Source organism: Xanthomonas sp. NCPPB 1826 (assembly GCF_056725285.1).
Genome location: NZ_CM161521.1, coordinates 3,685,041 through 3,700,640 on the forward strand (window position 1 = coordinate 3,685,041; position 15,600 = coordinate 3,700,640).

Sequence of the window (15,600 nt, forward strand, 5' to 3'; positions counted from 1 at the left end):
CCGATCCAAGCACCTGAGCACTCGGTAGCAATGGCGCCGCCGCTGCTTGAAGACAAGCGCATTGCCGGTATCGCGACACGGGATGAATTGCACCCTGTCCCAGCAACGTCCTTGCCCTGGGTGCATCGCCACCCGTCATCAGAACGTCGGAAAATCGTTCCGCCGTTGGCACGCTTCGATCCAGCCATAACGCAATAAACAAGCAATTTCTGCGCGCATGTCAGGCCGCTGCGGACGGCTGTCGGGAAATTTCTTCCACACGATGAATTCAATATAAGTACTTTCAAATACGAGCCTTTAGCTCGTCGCAATCCGGCCGCTAGCTGGGGCAAGACGCTCTGGTGGATGACCCATTCATCAAGCCCCTCAGTTGCACTACCTGGATGCGGTCATGAATACATATCTGCAACGCCTCAATGTCGGCCGCCGCTTGGGCATGGCCTTTGGCATCTTGATCCTATTGTCGGGCCTGCTTGTGGCCACCGGCCTGGTCACCATGTCCAACGCCCGTTTCGAGCTGGACACTATCGTCAACAGCAACATGGAGAGGATCCAGCTGTCCTCGGAAATGCTCGACGCCAACACCAACGTGGCAATCGGCCTGCGCGACATCGTCATGGTCTCTGGCGACGCGGCCAATCGCCGTGCGATGGACATGATCGAAAAGAACCGCGCACGCTACAAGCAGGCACACGACGCCTTGGCCGCACTGCCCAGCAGCGCGGCTGAAAAACAGGCGCTCGACCTGGTGCAGGAAAAGCGCGACATCTCGGTCAAGCTCAATAACCAGATTCTCGAATACGGCCTCCGCGACCAGAACCAGGAAGCGCAGGCCTTGCTGCAAGGCGACGCCGCAGCGGCCATGGATGCGCAGCAGACGGCGATCCGCGAGAACGCTGCACTGGAGCGCCGCCTCAGCAAGGATGCCTATGCGGCCGCGGTTGCCTCGATGCATCGAGGGAAAATCACCCTGGCCACCGGCGGCATTGCCGCACTGGTCATCAGCGGCCTGCTCGCATGGCTGATCACTCGCAGCCTGACCCAGCCGCTCAGCCAGGCCACACGCACCGCAGAAGCGATCGCGGCCGGCAACCTGCACAACGATGTGCACACCAACGCCAACGATGAAACCGGCCGTCTGCTCAAGGCCATGGACAAGATGCAGCTGCAGCTGCGCAACCTGATCACCGCGCAAACCGACATGGCCAGGCATCACGACAATGGCCAGATCAGCTTCCGCATCGATGCGGCCGCATTCCCGGGCGACTATGGGCGCATGGCCAACGACACCAACCTGCTGGTTGCCTCGCACGTGGCAGTGCAGACCGACCTGGCACGCATCATGGGCCGGTATGCGGTTGGCGAACTCTCCGAAGACATGCAGCCGCTGCCCGGCGAAAAGGCCGTTTTCAGCGACACCATGTCGCAGGTCAAGCTCAACCTGTCGGCGATGAATCACGAGATCAAGCATCTCGCCCAGGCCGCCGCCAATGGCGACTTCAGCGCGCGCGGCGATGCCGAGCGCTTCCAGTTCGACTTCCGCATCATGGTCGAAAGCCTCAACCACCTGATGTCCACGGCCGACGGCAATCTGCAGTCGCTGTCGTCGCTGCTGCAGTCCATCGCCGCTGGCGACTTGACCGCACGCATGAGCGGCGAATTCCGCGGCGTGTTCGCACAGATGCGCGATGACGCCAACACCACGGCCAGCCAGCTGGCGCAGATCGTCGGCAACATCCAGGAGTCGGCCGTGTCGATCAACTCCGCGGCCAGCGAAATCGCCGCCGGCAACCAGGACCTGTCGCAACGCACCGAACAGCAGGCAGCCAACCTTGAAGAAACCGCAGCATCGATGGAAGAGCTGACCTCCACCGTCAAGCAGAATGCCGAAAGCGCACGCGAGGCCAACCAGCTGGCGATCGGCGCCGCACGCGTCGCCTCGCAAGGTGGCGACGTGGTTGGCAAGGTGGTGGACACCATGACCGGTATCGAAGCCTCGTCCAGGAAGATCGCCGACATCATCAGCGTCATCGACGGCATCGCCTTCCAGACCAATATCCTGGCCTTGAACGCGGCGGTGGAAGCCGCCCGTGCCGGCGAGCAAGGCCGCGGCTTTGCCGTGGTGGCCTCGGAGGTGCGCACGCTCGCGCAGCGGTCCTCCGGCGCCGCCAGGGAGATCAAGAACCTCATCGATGACTCGGTGCAACGCGTGGCCGAGGGTTCGGCACTGGTGCACAGCGCAGGCAAGACCATGGGTGACGTGGTGGCCAGCGTGCAACGCGTCACCGACATCATGGGCGAGATTTCTGCAGCCTCGCAGGAACAGTCGGCCGGCATCGAGCAGGTCAACCAGACCATCACCCACATGGACGAAACCACCCAGCAGAACGCTGCGCTGGTGGAAGAAGCCACGGCCGCCGCGCGCGCGATGGAAGAGCAGGCGGTGCAGCTCACCGATGCGGTGGCGATCTTCAAGATCGACGCACGCCAGACACGGCAGTCCGCTTCGCGCGTAGCGGCACCGGTCGCACAGCTGCTGAGCAAGGTCCGCAACGCCTGAGCCAGCAGCCGGCACTGCGCCGTCGACCGGGTCGTCGGTGCAGCCATGCTGATGCGACACTGTGGATGTGCCCGCAGCCATTGATGCCATCGCACACGCAGAAAGCGCCTGCCAGGGCGCTTTCTGCGTTTATCCCGCACGCTCACCGGCATTCGGTGCAGACAGCTCAAACACCCGCAACGCGCGCGCAGTGCCCACAAAAAAACCTGGAAAACAAGCACGCAAACCACTCAAAAGCGCTTGTTTCCAGCGCCATGCCTGGTTACGCTGCGCCGGTCGAAAGAGAGCAGGCCGGATGGTAGCCCGGCCACCGTCTGCAGCGCAGGCGGCATCTTAGCCATCGGTACCCACGACATCCGCAGCCGGCGATGCCGGCACTGCAGGTGTGTCCGTGCGTGCTCTCGTCACCGCTCGGCACGCCTTCTCAATCAGGAAGGATCACCCGTGAATACCAGTAACGACAGTCGCGATCTGCATCACCCACGCAACGGCGAGCATGCCAACGTGCATGCTCGCGCATACGCAGGGGCCGCAGACGCAAAGCCATACGACGATGCCTTATCGCACTGGAAACAAGCCCATCTCGACACGCGCGTGATCTGGCGGCGGCAGCTCATGCTTCAGGACGGGATGTCGGTGCTGTTGGCAGCCTGGCAGATGCCGCATTCGCTGCGCTGGGAGTGGGAAGCCATCGACCTGCGGCAGGATCGGCACCTGTGCGGCGGCAACTGCGATTCATCGCTGGCGGCAATGCGCGCTGCCGATGCCTGGCCGGCACTGTGCGGTGACGAGGTCGCAGTGCTCGCCTAACATCATGCAGCGCGGCAGCGCGTTGAACCGTCTTTCTGCCCTGACGCAGTGCCATGCCGGTGCGGCCGCGCAACAGCCGGCCCGCCGCGGCTAGCGCGTGTAGAGACCGGGACGATAGCGTTCCATCAGCGACTGCGGAGCCAGCGGCGGCGTGAAGCCGTAGCGCGCATAGAGACCATGCGCATCGCTGGTAGCCAGGCTGAAACGGCGCAGCCCCTGCAGACCGGGGTGCGCCATGACCGCATCCATCATTGCCTTGCCATAGCCCTTGCCCTGGTGCTCGGGCAACACGAACACATCGCCCAGATAGGCGACGGTTGCATAGTCGGAAACCACCCGCGCAAACGCGACCTGCCCGCCCTGCAGAAACCCGCCGAAGCACAGCGAGTTGGCGATGGAGCGCTGTACTACCGCAAGCGGAATGTCCCTGGCCCAGCTGCTGTGCTGGGCCAGGTAGCGATGGACCAGCGCAACATCGAGTTCGGAGTGATCGGTGGAAACGCGCAGCGGCGACATGACGACAGCTCCGGCAACAGTGGGCCTCAGGGTAGCGCCTGCGCAGGCAGCAGCAACAGTGCGCACAGCACCAGCATGAATCCTGCGATCGCCGCATCCAGCACACGCCATGCGCGCGGATCGCAGAAGGCCGGCTGCAACAAGCGCGCGCCATAACCCAGAGCGGAAAACCAGGCGATGCTGGCCAGGCACGCACCCGACGCGAATGCCCAGCGCAGCTGGCCCGGGTAACGCGCGGACAGGCTGCCCAGCAGCAGCATCGTGTCCAGATAGACATGCGGGTTGAGAAAGGTAAATGCCAGGCACGCCAGCATGGCGCGCTGCCAGCGTTGCGCACCGGCCTGCGACGGCGCCAACCCGCTGGTGCCACGCCAGGCCCTGCGTGCAGCCAGCGCGCCATATGCCGCGAGAAATGCAGCTCCCGCATAGCGAAGTCCCTGCAGCAGCTCCGGCCATTGCGTCACCAGCACGCCGATCCCGGCCACGCCCAGCACGATCAGCGCGATATCGCCGAACGCGCAAATCGCCACCACCAGACCGACATGCTGGCGCTGCAGTCCCTGCCGCAGCACGAATGCATTCTGCGCACCGATTGCGATGATGAGACCTGCGCTGGCGATGAAGCCAGAGATTGCGGCTTGAAGGAACACGAGCATCTCCCGGATCACAGGCGCCAATGCTGGGCGTTCCGCTGCAATTAGGAAAACTAAATCTTCTGTATCCTGCTTAGAACTTCTAATCCTGCCGAACGTCATGGATCTTCTGCATCCGCAACTGGCCGCATTCGCTGCCGTTCTCGAGGAAGGCAGCTTCGACGCCGCTGCGCGTCGGCTGTCGGTGACGCCGTCGGCGATTTCGCAGCGGGTCAAGGCGCTGGAAGACCGGCTCGGCCAGGTGCTGGTGATCCGCAAGGCCCCCTGCCGCCCTACCCCGGCCGGCGAGCGCCTGCTGCGCCGGGTGAAGCCGATGCAGGTCCTGGAATCCGAAGCGATCGCCGACTTCCTCCCCGGCGACAGCAGCGCCGGGCATCCGCGCACGCTGGCCATCGCCGTCAATGACGACTCGCTGCAGACCTGGTTTCTGGCGGCCCTGTCGGCGCTGCACCGGGAGCACGGCGTTCTTTTCGATGTGCAGATGGACGACCAGGACCACACCCTGGAGCTGTTGCGCTCCGGAGCGGTGCTCGGCGCGGTCACCGCCGAGCGCAAGCCACTGCAGGGCTGCAATGTGCAGGCGTTGGGAGTGATGCGTTACCACGCCATCGCGTCGGCCGCATTCGTTGCGACACATTTCAAGCAGGGCTTCAGCGCAGCGGCCCTGGCCCACGCACCGATGCTGGTGTTCAACCGAAAGGACACGCTGCAGACCCGCTTTGTCCGCCGCATCACCCGCACGCAGGTGGCGCCGCCGATCCACTACCTGCCGACCTCGACCGGTTTTGTCGAAGCGGCCGCACGCGGACTCGGCTGGTGTCTGGCGCCGGAATCGATGGTCGTGCCTGCCGTGCGCGACAGGCAGGTGGTCATCATCGACCCGACACGCTGGCTCGATGTGCCGCTGTACTGGCAATGCGCCGCGGTGCGCTCGAGCGCCTTGCAGCAACTGGGCCAGGCCCTGCGCAAGGCCGCGGCTGCAAGCCTGCGCTGAGACCGGCCGTGCCGCACCGACGCCGGCAAAAACACGATGCCCGAGGCGCGCAACTGCCGGCGGGCTGTCGCACCGGATTGACGTGCAGATGCGGTCGCTGCCCTGCCCGCGCACGCTTGGCCCAGCCGCGTTGCCCGGCATCCCGCTGCCGCCGCATCAACTGCCGGGTCGCCGTGCCACGCCGAGCCTGCTAGCCTTTCCGCCTATTCCGTTGTGATTGCCGATCCGTCATGAAAAAAGCCGTTGTTCTGTTGTCCGGTGGCATGGATTCCGCTGCCGTCATCGCGCTTGCGCAGGAGCAGGGCTTTGCCGTGCATGCCTTGAGCGTGCGCTACGGCCAGCGCCATACCTCCGAGCTGGACGCCGCCGCGCGCGTTGCCGCGGCGCAGGGCGTCATCGCGCACAAGGTGGTTGACGTGGACCTGCGCAGCATCGGCGGCTCGGCGCTCACCGACGACATCGAGGTGCCCGATGCCGGTGGCGACGGCATCCCGGTCACCTACGTGCCGGCGCGCAACACCATCATGCTGTCGCTGGCACTGGGCTGGGCCGAGGTGATCGGCGCCAACGACCTGTTCTGCGGCGTCAACGCGGTCGATTATTCGGGTTACCCCGACTGCCGGCCCGAATTCGTGCGCGCCTTCGAGGTGCTGGCCAACCTGGCCACCAAGGCCGGCGTGGAAGGCGCCGGCCTGCGCGTGCACGCACCGCTGCAGTTCCTCAGCAAGGCCGACATCGTGCGTGAAGGCGTGCGCCTGGGCGTGGACTTCGGCCTGACCGTGTCCTGCTACCGCGCCGACGCCGACGGACGCGCCTGCGGCCACTGCGACGCCTGCCGCCTGCGTGCCGCCGGTTTCGCCGACGCCGGCGTCCCAGACCCCACCCACTACGCCATTTCGCCTTGACGCCGCTGTAGGGTAGAATGCGCACCCCGGCGCACTGCCGGGACAGTGGGCCGTTAGCTCAGTCGGTAGAGCAGAAGACTTTTAATCTTTTGGTCGATGGTTCGAATCCATCACGGCCCACCAATCAAATCAGCAACTTGAAGAGCGCCGAAGGCGCTTTTTTTGTGCCCGCCGGAAGTTGCCGGGACCTTCGTCGCCAGGGACCCTGCGTTACGGCCGCGGAGTCGGATGGCATCCACCATCTGCCGCAACTGGCGCGCTGCCGTCAAAGCCGGCTTCTCCCCTGCAGATGGCGCATCATCTTGCAGGTCGTGGGCCCGGCGCAGGCGGCCGTGGCGTTCTCGCCAATCATGTGGGTCCCGCCTTCTGGATACGCGATTGCACGCGCCGCGTTCGTCGCGCAGTTCCAGCGGCGCGTGCCTGCTTGCGCAGCCAGCTGAGGACGTCCACTGCAGCGTCGACGCGCATGCAGACATGCAGGCGGCCCAGCACAACGCTCTGCGCATCGCCGCCCGGCAGGATCTCGTCAAAGCCGGTGGCTTCGCAGGCGATCAGGACGGGCGAGGCATCGGGCTGCGCGTCGGAATGCAGCATGGCCAGCACATAGCCCTGCATCATCTCGAAGCTGAGGACGACGCCCGTACAGACGCGGAACTGTTTGCCCAGGCTCATTGCTGCGGCTCCGTCACCGCGCTATCGACGCTAGCGATTGCATCGGCGCCGGCAAGCGTGAGCGCATGCACAGCTTTATTTACGACGTCGGGACGCGCATTCGGGCTTCGCCCGGCGACACGCGTCGCTTCGAGGGCATTGAAGATCGGCCCCACATCATGGACGACCTGGTATGCCACAGACGTGGGTGCTTCATGTGTGTCGTGAGACATGCTGGATTCCTTTTGTGTTTTGGAATCCGCCACCCAGACGCCAATCGGGGTGGCGGACGGTACGCGGTTGGCGTGCCGGCCAAAAGGACCCGGTGGGCCTTGCGGCCCCCGCGCACCGCCCGCCATAAAACTGGCCGGCATGCGCCCGCGACGATGCGGGCGATAAAAAAGCGCCGTGCATCGGTCGATGGGCGCTGGTGCGCCTTTTGGTTCGGGACGCCAATCCCGGTCGCCGATTGTGCGGCGACGTTGGAATACTCGCGCCGACGCTCGGCGCCTGTCAACGCAAAACGCGCCACGCGGCGACGACGGTTGCGAAGAAACGCGGCGAAAGCACTGCCCGCGCAGCCAGCAAAACCTGAAACTCCAGCACATCCCGCCGGACGATCGGCCCGGGGCGCTGCGGCTGCGCCCATATGCCACAAGCCCTGGCGGCAGTGGACTGGCGCCGCGGCAAATGCGAATTCACATGCCGCGCCACGTTTCCTATCGTTGTTGGCTCAACGACACGCGAGCGCCACGCCATGACCAACATCGAAAAAGCCGGAACGTTTCTGCTTGGAGACCGCAAGCTCACCCGCATCGGCTACGGCGCAATGCAGCTCGCGGGGCCTGGCGTGTTCGGCCCGCCCAAGGACCGCGACGGTGCGTTGGCGGTGCTGCGCGAAGCCATCGCGCTGGGCGTCAACCATATCGACACCAGCGATTTCTACGGGCCGCACATCACCAATCAGCTGATCCGCGAGGCACTGCATCCCTACCCGCAGGAATTGACCATCGTCACCAAGATCGGCGCCGCGCGCGGCACGGATGGTTCCTGGCTACCTGCCTTCTCGCCGCAGCAGCTGGTTGAGGCGGTGCACGACAATCTGCGCAACCTGGGGCTTGAAACGCTGGATGTGGTCAACCTGCGCGTGATGTTCAAGGCGCAGGAGCCGGCAGAAGGCTCGATCGCGGAGCAACTGGCGGCCTTGATCAAGCTGCAGCGCGATGGCCTGGTGCGGCACATCGGCATCAGCAACGTCACCGCAGCGCAGGTGGCCGAGGCACGCGCCATGACCGACATCGTCTGCGTGCAGAACATGTACAACATCGCGCATCGACACGACGACGAACTCATCGACACGCTCGCGCGCGACGGCATTGCCTACGTGCCGTTCTTCCCGCTCGGCGGCTTCTCGCCATTGCAATCGTCCACGCTTGCCGCTGTTGCCCAGCGCCTGGCTGCAACCCCGATGCAGGTGGCACTGGCGTGGCTGCTGCAGCGCTCGCCCAACATCTTGCTGATTCCGGGGACCTCGTCGGTGGCGCATCTGCGCGCCAATCTGTTCGCAGCGGAACTGAAACTGCCGGCCGATGCCGTCGAAGAATTGAACAGGATCGCCGCGTAAGCGCAGACGGCCGTGTCCTGGCAGGCAGCGCCTTGCACCGGGGACCGGGAGCGGCCAACGAAGCGTCGCGGGTGATCGTCAGTTGGGTGCGGACGGCATGCTGGCAACCGCAACGGATGCGTGACACATGCCGATTGCGGGCAACCGGCTGCGCCCGCCTTTCTTGGGTGAGCGCGGTCGCTCTATCGCCCGGGCTTCGCGCTCGGGCCTAGCGCCCAGGCTCGTCGTTCCACAGCAGCTTGTGCAGCTGCATCTGGAAGCGCACCGGCAGACGATCGGCCACGATCCAGTCAGCCAGCTCCCGCGGCGTCACTTCGCTCTTGCTGGGCGAAAACCACACCGTGCAGCGGCGGTCCAGCGCATGCGCGGCGACAATCTCGCGCGACCATTCGTAATCGGCGCGGCTGCAGATCACGAACTTGATCTGGTCGCGTGCGGTCAGCAGCGGCAGATTCTCCCAGCGATTGCGCTGTTCCTCGCCGGATGCGGGCGTCTTGATGTCGACCACGCGCGAGACGCGCGGATCCACGGCCGACACGTCCAATGCACCGGACGTCTCCAGCGAAACATCGAAGCCGGCATCGCACAGTTTCTGCAGCAGCACCAGGCAGCGCTTCTGCGCCAACGGCTCGCCGCCGGTCACGCAGACATGGCGCACGCCGTGGCTGGCAACTTCGGCGACGATCGCATCGATGTCGTGCCATTCACCGCCGTGGAAGGCGTAGGCGGTATCGCAATAATGACAGCGCAGCGGGCAACCGGTCAGACGCACGAACACGGTCGGCCAGCCGGCGGCCTCGGCTTCGCCCTGCAGGGACAGAAAGATTTCGGTGATCTTCAATCGCGGCAACGGCGACTGGACGATCTCGCTGGGGACGGCGGCGGCGTTCATTGGCAAAGTATGCGTCACGCCCGAAGGCGCGCACGCGCGGGCTCAGCGCAGTTGCTGGCCGAGACGGATGGACTGCAGGCGTTCCTGGGCCACGCGCGCTGCGTCGGAGCCGGGATACTGCGATGCGACCTGCTGCAAGGTCTGCTGGGCCTGGTCGTTCTTGCCTTCGCCATACTGCGACAGGCCAAGCTTCAACAGGCCGCCAGAGGCCTTGTCATGCGTGGGATAGCGGCTGACGAGATCGCGGAACTGCGCCTCGGCAAGCTGGAAATTTCGGGTGGCGTAGTAACTCTCGCCCAGCCAATACAAGGCATTGGGGGTGTAGACGCCGTTGGGATACAGTTCCAGAAAACTCAGGAACAACTGCGAGGCATCGTCGTACTTGCCGTTCTTCAAGGCATCGAAGGCGACGTTGTAGGCAGTGCGTTCCTCGTTGCTGACGGCCAGGGTGCCTGGGTCGCCATGCACGCTGGGCGGCTTCTCGGAAGTTGCCGCCGCTGCAGGCCGCGCGGCCGGAGCCGGGGCGGGTGTGACGCTGCCGGTGGGCGATGGCAATGGCGGGGTTGCGCCACCTGCACCTTCCAGCCGATTCAGGCGTCCGTCCAGATCGAGATACTGATCCTTGGACTGCTGCTTGAGTTGTTCGTTGTCGTGCTGCAGCTGCTCCACGGTCGCTCGCAAGCCCTGCAGGTCCGAACGCGCCTGCTGCAGCTGGTTGAGGAGATCGTTGTTGGCCTGGCTGTTGGCCTGCTGCTGCTCGAGGACGGCAACACGATCAGCGAGACTGGCTCGCTGCGCGTGCGCCGGCGCGGCGACCACAAGGGCCGCCGCGACGAACAGGGATGTCACTCGAAAGCGCATCGCTTCTTACTGAGCCGTGTACACGATTTCGACGCGACGATTCTGCGACCAGCAGCTTTCGCTGGTTTCGGTGCAGACCGGACGCTCTTCGCCGTAGCTGACGACGGTCAGCTGGCTGGCGGAACCGCCGGCAGCCTGCAACGAAGACGACACGGCATTGCCGCGACGCTCGCCCAGACCCATGTTGTACTCACGCGAACCGCGCTCGTCAGCATTGCCCTGCAGGGTGATGCGCGAGGAAGGACGGTCACGCAGGTACTTGGCGTGGCACGCCATGATTGCCTGGAATTCCGGCTTCAGGGAGTCCTGATCCAGATCGAAGTAGACAACGCGCTGGCGCAGGCAGGCATCGGTATCCAGGTCGCCCGGGCCGTACAGGCCAGAGGTGGACGGGCCGGTGGGAACGGAGGAACCAGCGGTGGTGTCAGTCGCAGGAGGCGGAGTTTCCTTCACCTTCTTCGAACAACCGGCCAGCACGGCAACGGACAACAGGGAGACAAGCAAGACGCGGGTGGACTTGTTCATGGGATACCTATGGAGGCTCTGGGCCAATGAGTGGTTTAACGCAGCGAAATATTAACATTAATGCGCGGTTCGGTAAGGCCCCCATGCAGGTTCTCTCACATCTCCATCGGCCAGGACCAGACGCTGGCGGACGCGAGCGTCGGAGGAGACGGCGTAGAGCACGCCGCGACCACCCTCACGTGCGGCGTACAGCACCATGCTGGCGTTCGGCGCGAAGCTCGGCGACTCGTCCAGCGAACCCGGCGACAGCGTGCTCCAGCTCGGCGAACCCAGGCTGCGGTCCATCATGGCGATGCGGTAGCTATTGCCGCTGCCCTGTGCCACGGCGACCTTCTTGCCGTCGAACGAGACGCTGGCGGTGGCGTTGTAGTTGCCCTGGAAGGTCACGCGGTTGGCGCTGCCGCCGCTTGCGGCCACCTGGTAGATCTGCGGACGACCGCCGCGATCGGAGGTGAAGTAGATGCTGCCGCCGTCCGGCGCCCAGGTCGGCTCGGTGTCGATGCCGAAGTGATTGGTCAGCTGGGTCAACTGCTTGCTGCCCAGATCCATGACGTAGATTTCCGGGTTGCCGCTGCGCGACAGTGCCAGCGCCAGGCGGCGACCGTCCGGCGAGAACGACGGCGCACCGTTGATACCGCGGAAGCTGGATACCAGCTCACGCGCGCCGGTGGCGATGTCCTGCAGGTAGATCGAGGAGTTGCCGCGCTCGAAGCTCACATAGGCCAGCTTCTTGCCGTCCGGGCTCCAGTTCGGCGACAGCAGCGGCTCGGCCGAGCGCACGATGGTCTGCGGGTTGTAGCCGTCCGAGTCGGCCACCATCAGCGCATAGCGCATGGCGCCGCCCTTGCCGCTGGCGGTCACATAGGCAATCCGGGTCCAGAACGCGCCACGCACGCCGGTGATCTTTTCGTAGATCGCGTCGGCCATCTGGTGCGAGACATCGCGCATCGCGTTGGCACGTGCGGTCATCGCCAGGCCGAGCAGGCGCTCGCCCTTGGCCACGTCGAACAGTTCGTACTCGACGCGGTAGGCACCTTCGCCGGCATCCATCACGCGGCCGACCACGATGTAGTTCTGCTTGAGCGTACGCCAGGTCTGGAACTGCACCTCTGTGCCGCGGGTCGGCTTCTCGACGATCTGCGCAACCGGCAACGTGCGGAACTGGCCGGAACGGTCCAGGTCGGCGCCGACGACGGCAGACACATCGGTCTGCGGCGCAGTGCCGGAACCCTGGTAGGGCATGGGCACGACGGTGATCGGCGTCGCCGAAGCGCTACCGCCGACGATATCGATGGTGAGCCCTTGCTGTTGCGCGAGTGCGCTCAGCGGCAACAACAGGGCGGTCAAGGCAGCTAGCCAACGCAGCGGTTTTTTCATGGACGGCTCGGATCGGGCAGGAAAAGTGTGCAAGGGATACCAATCAGCGAGTGAACATACTCGCAATCGTGAACGAGACAGCGTGAAAGTGGAGCGAGTGGTCAACCATCGGGCGTTCCATCGGCCAGACCAGCGAGCAGGCGTGCGGTGGTGCAGCACGACCTACCCGGCAGGACTATGCCAGGCAGCCGGGCCACACCCCGCAAATCTACATCCGGACCGAGGCGCAGCGCAGGTCATGCGGCCGCCCCCCGATCTGGGGCTTGCTAGTCCTGCGGGGTGAACACAAACGTCAGGTTGCGCTGGAACACCGACTCGAACCCACGGTACGGCAATGGCTGCGCGCTCAGCACCGCGGCCTCGATCGAGCGCTGGCCGGCCTCGTCGTAAGGGCAACCCGGCGCCACCTTGGCTTCCATCACGGTGCCACCCGGTAATTGGCGGATGTTGATGCTGCACTTCTGGCCTGGCGGCACCGATGGCGGACGCACCCACTGCGCCAGCACCTTCTGCTGGATCGCCGCGGCGTACTTGGCCGACAGATCGGTGTTGGTACCGCCCTGCCCTGCGGTCGGCTGCGCGGTGGCGGCGGCAGCCGACGAAGCCTGCTGCGCACGCGCGGCGGCGACCTGGCGCAACTTCTGCTCGGCCAGCGCGGCTTCCTTGGTGGCCTGTTCGCGCTGGCGGCGGATGTCTGCGATCTTCTTCTCGCGTTCGGCATCAGCGGCAGCCTGCTGCGCTGCGGCCTGCTTCTTCTTGGCGTCGGCTTCTTCCTGCTGCTTGGCCAGGCGCAGTTTCTGCTCGGCCTCTTCCTGGCGTTTGCGCTCGGTCAGGTCGATCTGCTCCTGACGGCGCTTGGCCTCCTGTTCCTGCTTGGCCTTTTCCGCCGACAGAGCCAGTGCGTCGACGCGGTCCTGGTCGACCTTGTCCGGCTGCGCGACACGCTCCTGCGCCTGCGCCTGTTGCGGCGTGGGCGCATCCTGCGGACGCGGCTCGGGAATCGGCTGCGGCGGCGGCACGGTATCTTCCGGCGCCGGTTCGGGCAGCGGTGCCGGCGGTGGCGGCGCCTCCACCGGCGTGGCCTTCAGCGCCTGGCGCGCAACGCGCGCTTCGGCCGCGGACACGTCCAGCGAGGCTTCCATGCTCGGGTCGCCCGCGGCCGGCTCGACCGAGCGTTCGGGCGACCACAGCCAGCCGGCGATGAACACCAGCGCGACCAGCACGTGCACGACCAGGGCCAGCACGACCGGCCGCAGCCAGCCATCCTCGCGCGCCGTCTGAGTGGGGAGTGCGTCAGCGTGCATCGCTGCCTGCAGTGCCGCCGGAGTCGGAGATCAGGCCGACCTTCTCGACCTTGGCCTGCTTAAGCACGTCGATGGCGTCCATGATCTTTTGATACGGCGCGGCACGATCGCCGGCCACGACCACGCGCGCGTCCTTGTCCTGCGCCACGATGGCGGCCAGTTGCGCCTGCAGCGCCGCCACGTCCATCGCCTGCGGCTTGCCCTTGGGCAGCTGCAATGCGAGTTGGCCGTCGGCGGCGACCACCACCACGACCGGATCCTGCTTGCTCTCTAGCGCCTTGGCGCGCGAGCTGGGCAGGTTGACGTCGGTGCTCAGGGTCAGCAGCGGTGCGGTCACCATGAAGATGATCAGCAGCACCAGCATCACGTCGATATACGGCACGACGTTGATGTCGGATTTGAGCTTGCGCTTCTTACGGCGGGAAATACCGGAAATCATCGCGGAACGTTCCTATTGATCCCCCGCACATGGATGTGCGGGCTCTTGCGAGGGACTCGCCCATCCAATCCCCCGCACATGCGTGTGCGCGCTGTCGCGAGGGGCTTGCCTGTCCAATCCCTGCGCCACGTCAGACGCGCATGTGCGAACGCCGCACCTGCCACGTCCACGCACCGGGATGTGCGTGCCGTGACGGGGCATTCGCCTGGCTGCCGGCTGTCGCAGGGCACGCGCATTACTCGTCCGCGCCGGCCTGGCGCTGCAGGATCGAGCTGAACTCGTCGGCGAAGGTCTCGTAGCGCACCGACAGCCGTTCCACGCGGGTGGTGAAGCGGTTGTAGGCCCACACCGCGGGAATCGCCACGAACAGGCCGATGGCGGTGGCGAACAGCGCTTCGGAAATACCCGGTGCGACCGCAGCGATACCGGCCTGCTCGCCGCTGCTGACCATGTCGTGCATGGTCACCATGATGCCGAACACCGTGCCGACCAGGCCGACGTACGGCGCGGTGGAACCGATGTTGGCCAGCAATTCGAGATTGCGCTCGAGCTGGTCGACTTCGCGGGTGAAGGCGGTGCGCATGGCGCGCTGTGCGCCTTCCAGTTGCACCCGCCCGTCCAGCCGGCGACGGTCGCGCAGCCGCGAGAACTCGCGGAAGCCGCTCTCGAACATCGACTCCAGGCCGCCGACGGTGCGGTTACGGTCGGTGGCCGACGCGTAGAGCTTGGCCAGATCGGCGCCGGACCAGAAGCGGTTTTCGAACTCGTCCGCCTCGCGGTTGGCCTGCTTGAAGGCGCGCGCCTTGCGGAAAATGATCACCCAGCTGATGAAGGAGCCGATCAGCAGCAGCAACACGATGATCTTGACCGGAATACTCGCCCGCAGAATCAGATCGACATAGTTGATGCTGCTGTTGTGCGCCACGCTGGCGGTCTGTGCCGCAGCGGCGGCAACGTCCTGCGGTAGTGCTTCCACTACCGTGTCCTGCAGGGCCAGGAGCAATGCAATCGACATCCGTTTGTTCCTCAGTAATCGGATTCTGGGGTTTCTAGAGCTTTCAACACGTCATACAGCGCATCGTCCATCCCGCGCGGGCGGAAGTCGCTGGTGCCGAGTGCGGCAATGCGCACCTCGGCGGTCAGCAGCACTTCGCCCTCGCGACGTACCGACTGCGCAAACAGCAGGCTGGCCCGTTTGCATCGCAGCAGTACCGCCGACACTGACAGCGCGTCGTCGAGCCGGGCCGGCTTGAGGAAATCCAGTTGCATCGAGCGGACCGCGAACACCAGCTCGTGCTGCTGGCGCATGCGCTCCTGCCCGTAGCCGAGTGCGCGCATCCACTCCGTGCGCGCCCGTTCCATGAAAGCAACGTAGCGCGCGTGGTAGACCACGCCCCCGGCGTCGGTATCTTCCCAGTACACGCGTGTCGGCCAACTGAATACAGGCGGGGATTGGGGAATCGGGGGTCGGGAATCGGCGGTCATGGGC

The 15,600-nt window shown here is 65.2% G+C and carries 17 protein-coding genes, 1 tRNA gene and 1 other RNA gene; 6 read left to right on the plus strand and 13 right to left on the minus strand.

Annotation, left to right across the window (positions count from 1 at the left end; all coding sequences use genetic code 11):
• Positions 1–391 precede the first annotated feature (391 nt).
• Both AC1PLA_RS15570 and AC1PLA_RS15575 read left to right on the plus strand, forming a co-directional pair.
• A complete protein-coding gene (locus tag AC1PLA_RS15570) occupies positions 392–2,560 on the plus strand; it encodes a methyl-accepting chemotaxis protein (RefSeq protein ID WP_481104884.1) in 2,169 nt (722 codons plus the stop codon).
• Positions 2,561–3,004: 444 nt separating this feature from the next.
• Positions 3,005–3,370 carry a hypothetical protein gene (locus tag AC1PLA_RS15575; protein WP_481104885.1) on the plus strand — a complete coding sequence of 122 codons (366 nt, stop codon included), beginning with the start codon at positions 3,005–3,007 and terminating at the stop codon, positions 3,368–3,370.
• Positions 3,371–3,460: 90 nt separating this feature from the next.
• Here AC1PLA_RS15575 and AC1PLA_RS15580 read toward each other — a convergent pair whose 3' ends face one another.
• Together AC1PLA_RS15580 and AC1PLA_RS15585 are read right to left on the minus strand one after the other, a co-directional pair.
• Positions 3,461–3,886 carry a GNAT family N-acetyltransferase gene (locus AC1PLA_RS15580; RefSeq protein WP_481104886.1) on the minus strand — a complete coding sequence of 142 codons (426 nt, stop codon included), beginning with the start codon at positions 3,884–3,886 and terminating at the stop codon, positions 3,461–3,463.
• Positions 3,887–3,912: 26 nt separating this feature from the next.
• Positions 3,913–4,542 (minus strand): LysE/ArgO family amino acid transporter, encoded by a 630-nt coding sequence (locus AC1PLA_RS15585; RefSeq protein WP_481106212.1) that lies wholly within the window; start codon positions 4,540–4,542, stop codon positions 3,913–3,915.
• Between the two features lie 97 nt (positions 4,543–4,639).
• Here AC1PLA_RS15585 and AC1PLA_RS15590 point away from each other — a divergent pair, with 97 nt between their 5' ends.
• The 3 genes from AC1PLA_RS15590 (at position 4,640) to AC1PLA_RS15600 (ending at position 6,561) form a co-directional block, all read left to right on the plus strand.
• Positions 4,640–5,533, plus strand: a complete 894-nt coding sequence (locus AC1PLA_RS15590; protein ID WP_435013368.1) for a LysR family transcriptional regulator ArgP — start codon at positions 4,640–4,642, stop codon at positions 5,531–5,533.
• 230 nt (positions 5,534–5,763) lie between these two features.
• On the plus strand, positions 5,764–6,438 hold the full coding sequence (gene queC, locus AC1PLA_RS15595; protein WP_104600176.1) for a 7-cyano-7-deazaguanine synthase QueC: 675 nt from the start codon (positions 5,764–5,766) through the stop codon (positions 6,436–6,438).
• Between the two features lie 47 nt (positions 6,439–6,485).
• Positions 6,486–6,561: transfer RNA gene (locus tag AC1PLA_RS15600), tRNA-Lys, on the plus strand.
• Positions 6,562–6,786: 225 nt separating this feature from the next.
• Here AC1PLA_RS15600 and AC1PLA_RS15605 read toward each other — a convergent pair.
• The gene (locus AC1PLA_RS15605) at positions 6,787–7,110 is read right to left on the minus strand and encodes a hypothetical protein (protein ID WP_481104887.1); all 324 of its coding nucleotides are present in this window, start codon (positions 7,108–7,110) and stop codon (positions 6,787–6,789) included.
• Positions 7,107–7,322, minus strand: a complete 216-nt coding sequence (locus tag AC1PLA_RS15610; RefSeq protein WP_126750586.1) for a hypothetical protein — start codon at positions 7,320–7,322, stop codon at positions 7,107–7,109. The genes AC1PLA_RS15605 and AC1PLA_RS15610 overlap by 4 nt, the downstream gene beginning before the upstream one ends.
• Positions 7,323–7,846: 524 nt before the next feature.
• Here AC1PLA_RS15610 and AC1PLA_RS15615 point away from each other — a divergent pair.
• Positions 7,847–8,713, plus strand: a complete 867-nt coding sequence (locus tag AC1PLA_RS15615; protein ID WP_481104888.1) for an aldo/keto reductase family oxidoreductase — start codon at positions 7,847–7,849, stop codon at positions 8,711–8,713.
• 52 nt (positions 8,714–8,765) lie between these two features.
• Here the strand turns inward: AC1PLA_RS15615 and AC1PLA_RS15620 are convergent.
• From AC1PLA_RS15620 to ybgC, 9 genes are all read right to left on the minus strand, one after another.
• Positions 8,766–8,842, minus strand: a non-coding RNA gene (locus tag AC1PLA_RS15620) — sX9 sRNA.
• A gap of 79 nt (positions 8,843–8,921) precedes the next feature.
• Positions 8,922–9,605 carry a 7-carboxy-7-deazaguanine synthase QueE gene (gene queE, locus AC1PLA_RS15625; protein WP_024939946.1) on the minus strand — a complete coding sequence of 228 codons (684 nt, stop codon included), beginning with the start codon at positions 9,603–9,605 and terminating at the stop codon, positions 8,922–8,924.
• Positions 9,606–9,647: 42 nt separating this feature from the next.
• Positions 9,648–10,466, minus strand: a complete 819-nt coding sequence (gene ybgF, locus AC1PLA_RS15630; RefSeq protein WP_024939947.1) for a tol-pal system protein YbgF — start codon at positions 10,464–10,466, stop codon at positions 9,648–9,650.
• A gap of 6 nt (positions 10,467–10,472) precedes the next feature.
• On the minus strand, positions 10,473–10,991 hold the full coding sequence (gene pal, locus AC1PLA_RS15635; protein ID WP_016904129.1) for a peptidoglycan-associated lipoprotein Pal: 519 nt from the start codon (positions 10,989–10,991) through the stop codon (positions 10,473–10,475).
• A 57-nt stretch (positions 10,992–11,048) separates the two neighbouring features.
• Positions 11,049–12,368, minus strand: coding sequence for a Tol-Pal system beta propeller repeat protein TolB (gene tolB, locus AC1PLA_RS15640; protein WP_026064729.1), 1,320 nt, complete (start codon positions 12,366–12,368; stop codon positions 11,049–11,051).
• Between the two features lie 266 nt (positions 12,369–12,634).
• Complete coding sequence (gene tolA / locus AC1PLA_RS15645) at positions 12,635–13,672, minus strand: cell envelope integrity protein TolA (protein WP_024939949.1); 1,038 nt, start codon at positions 13,670–13,672, stop codon at positions 12,635–12,637.
• Positions 13,662–14,111 (minus strand): protein TolR, encoded by a 450-nt coding sequence (gene tolR, locus AC1PLA_RS15650; protein ID WP_016904126.1) that lies wholly within the window; start codon positions 14,109–14,111, stop codon positions 13,662–13,664. Before tolR ends, tolA begins: the two co-directional genes overlap by 11 nt.
• A 235-nt stretch (positions 14,112–14,346) precedes the next feature.
• On the minus strand, positions 14,347–15,126 hold the full coding sequence (gene tolQ / locus AC1PLA_RS15655) for a protein TolQ (RefSeq protein ID WP_016904125.1): 780 nt from the start codon (positions 15,124–15,126) through the stop codon (positions 14,347–14,349).
• Positions 15,127–15,137: 11 nt separating this feature from the next.
• Positions 15,138–15,596, minus strand: coding sequence for a tol-pal system-associated acyl-CoA thioesterase (gene ybgC / locus AC1PLA_RS15660; RefSeq protein WP_102251480.1), 459 nt, complete (start codon positions 15,594–15,596; stop codon positions 15,138–15,140).
• Between the last annotated feature and the right edge of the window lie 4 nt (positions 15,597–15,600).

Bases quoted from the DNA above. Each gene is read 5' to 3' on its own strand.
- AC1PLA_RS15570 (WP_481104884.1), top strand. From the start codon at position 392: ATGAATACATATCTGCAACGCCTCAATGTCGGCCGCCGCTTGGGCATG.
- AC1PLA_RS15580 (WP_481104886.1), bottom strand. From the start codon at position 3,886: ATGTCGCCGCTGCGCGTTTCCACCGATCACTCCGAACTCGATGTTGCG.
- AC1PLA_RS15585 (WP_481106212.1), bottom strand. From the start codon at position 4,542: ATGCTCGTGTTCCTTCAAGCCGCAATCTCTGGCTTCATCGCCAGCGCA.
- AC1PLA_RS15590 (WP_435013368.1), top strand. From the start codon at position 4,640: ATGGATCTTCTGCATCCGCAACTGGCCGCATTCGCTGCCGTTCTCGAG.
- queC (WP_104600176.1), top strand. From the start codon at position 5,764: ATGAAAAAAGCCGTTGTTCTGTTGTCCGGTGGCATGGATTCCGCTGCC.
- AC1PLA_RS15605 (WP_481104887.1), bottom strand. From the start codon at position 7,110: ATGAGCCTGGGCAAACAGTTCCGCGTCTGTACGGGCGTCGTCCTCAGC.
- AC1PLA_RS15610 (WP_126750586.1), bottom strand. From the start codon at position 7,322: ATGTCTCACGACACACATGAAGCACCCACGTCTGTGGCATACCAGGTC.
- AC1PLA_RS15615 (WP_481104888.1), top strand. From the start codon at position 7,847: ATGACCAACATCGAAAAAGCCGGAACGTTTCTGCTTGGAGACCGCAAG.
- queE (WP_024939946.1), bottom strand. From the start codon at position 9,605: ATGAACGCCGCCGCCGTCCCCAGCGAGATCGTCCAGTCGCCGTTGCCG.
- ybgF (WP_024939947.1), bottom strand. From the start codon at position 10,466: ATGCGCTTTCGAGTGACATCCCTGTTCGTCGCGGCGGCCCTTGTGGTC.
- pal (WP_016904129.1), bottom strand. From the start codon at position 10,991: ATGAACAAGTCCACCCGCGTCTTGCTTGTCTCCCTGTTGTCCGTTGCC.
- tolB (WP_026064729.1), bottom strand. From the start codon at position 12,368: ATGAAAAAACCGCTGCGTTGGCTAGCTGCCTTGACCGCCCTGTTGTTG.
- tolA (WP_024939949.1), bottom strand. From the start codon at position 13,672: ATGCACGCTGACGCACTCCCCACTCAGACGGCGCGCGAGGATGGCTGG.
- tolR (WP_016904126.1), bottom strand. From the start codon at position 14,111: ATGATTTCCGGTATTTCCCGCCGTAAGAAGCGCAAGCTCAAATCCGAC.
- tolQ (WP_016904125.1), bottom strand. From the start codon at position 15,126: ATGTCGATTGCATTGCTCCTGGCCCTGCAGGACACGGTAGTGGAAGCA.
- ybgC (WP_102251480.1), bottom strand. From the start codon at position 15,596: ATGACCGCCGATTCCCGACCCCCGATTCCCCAATCCCCGCCTGTATTC.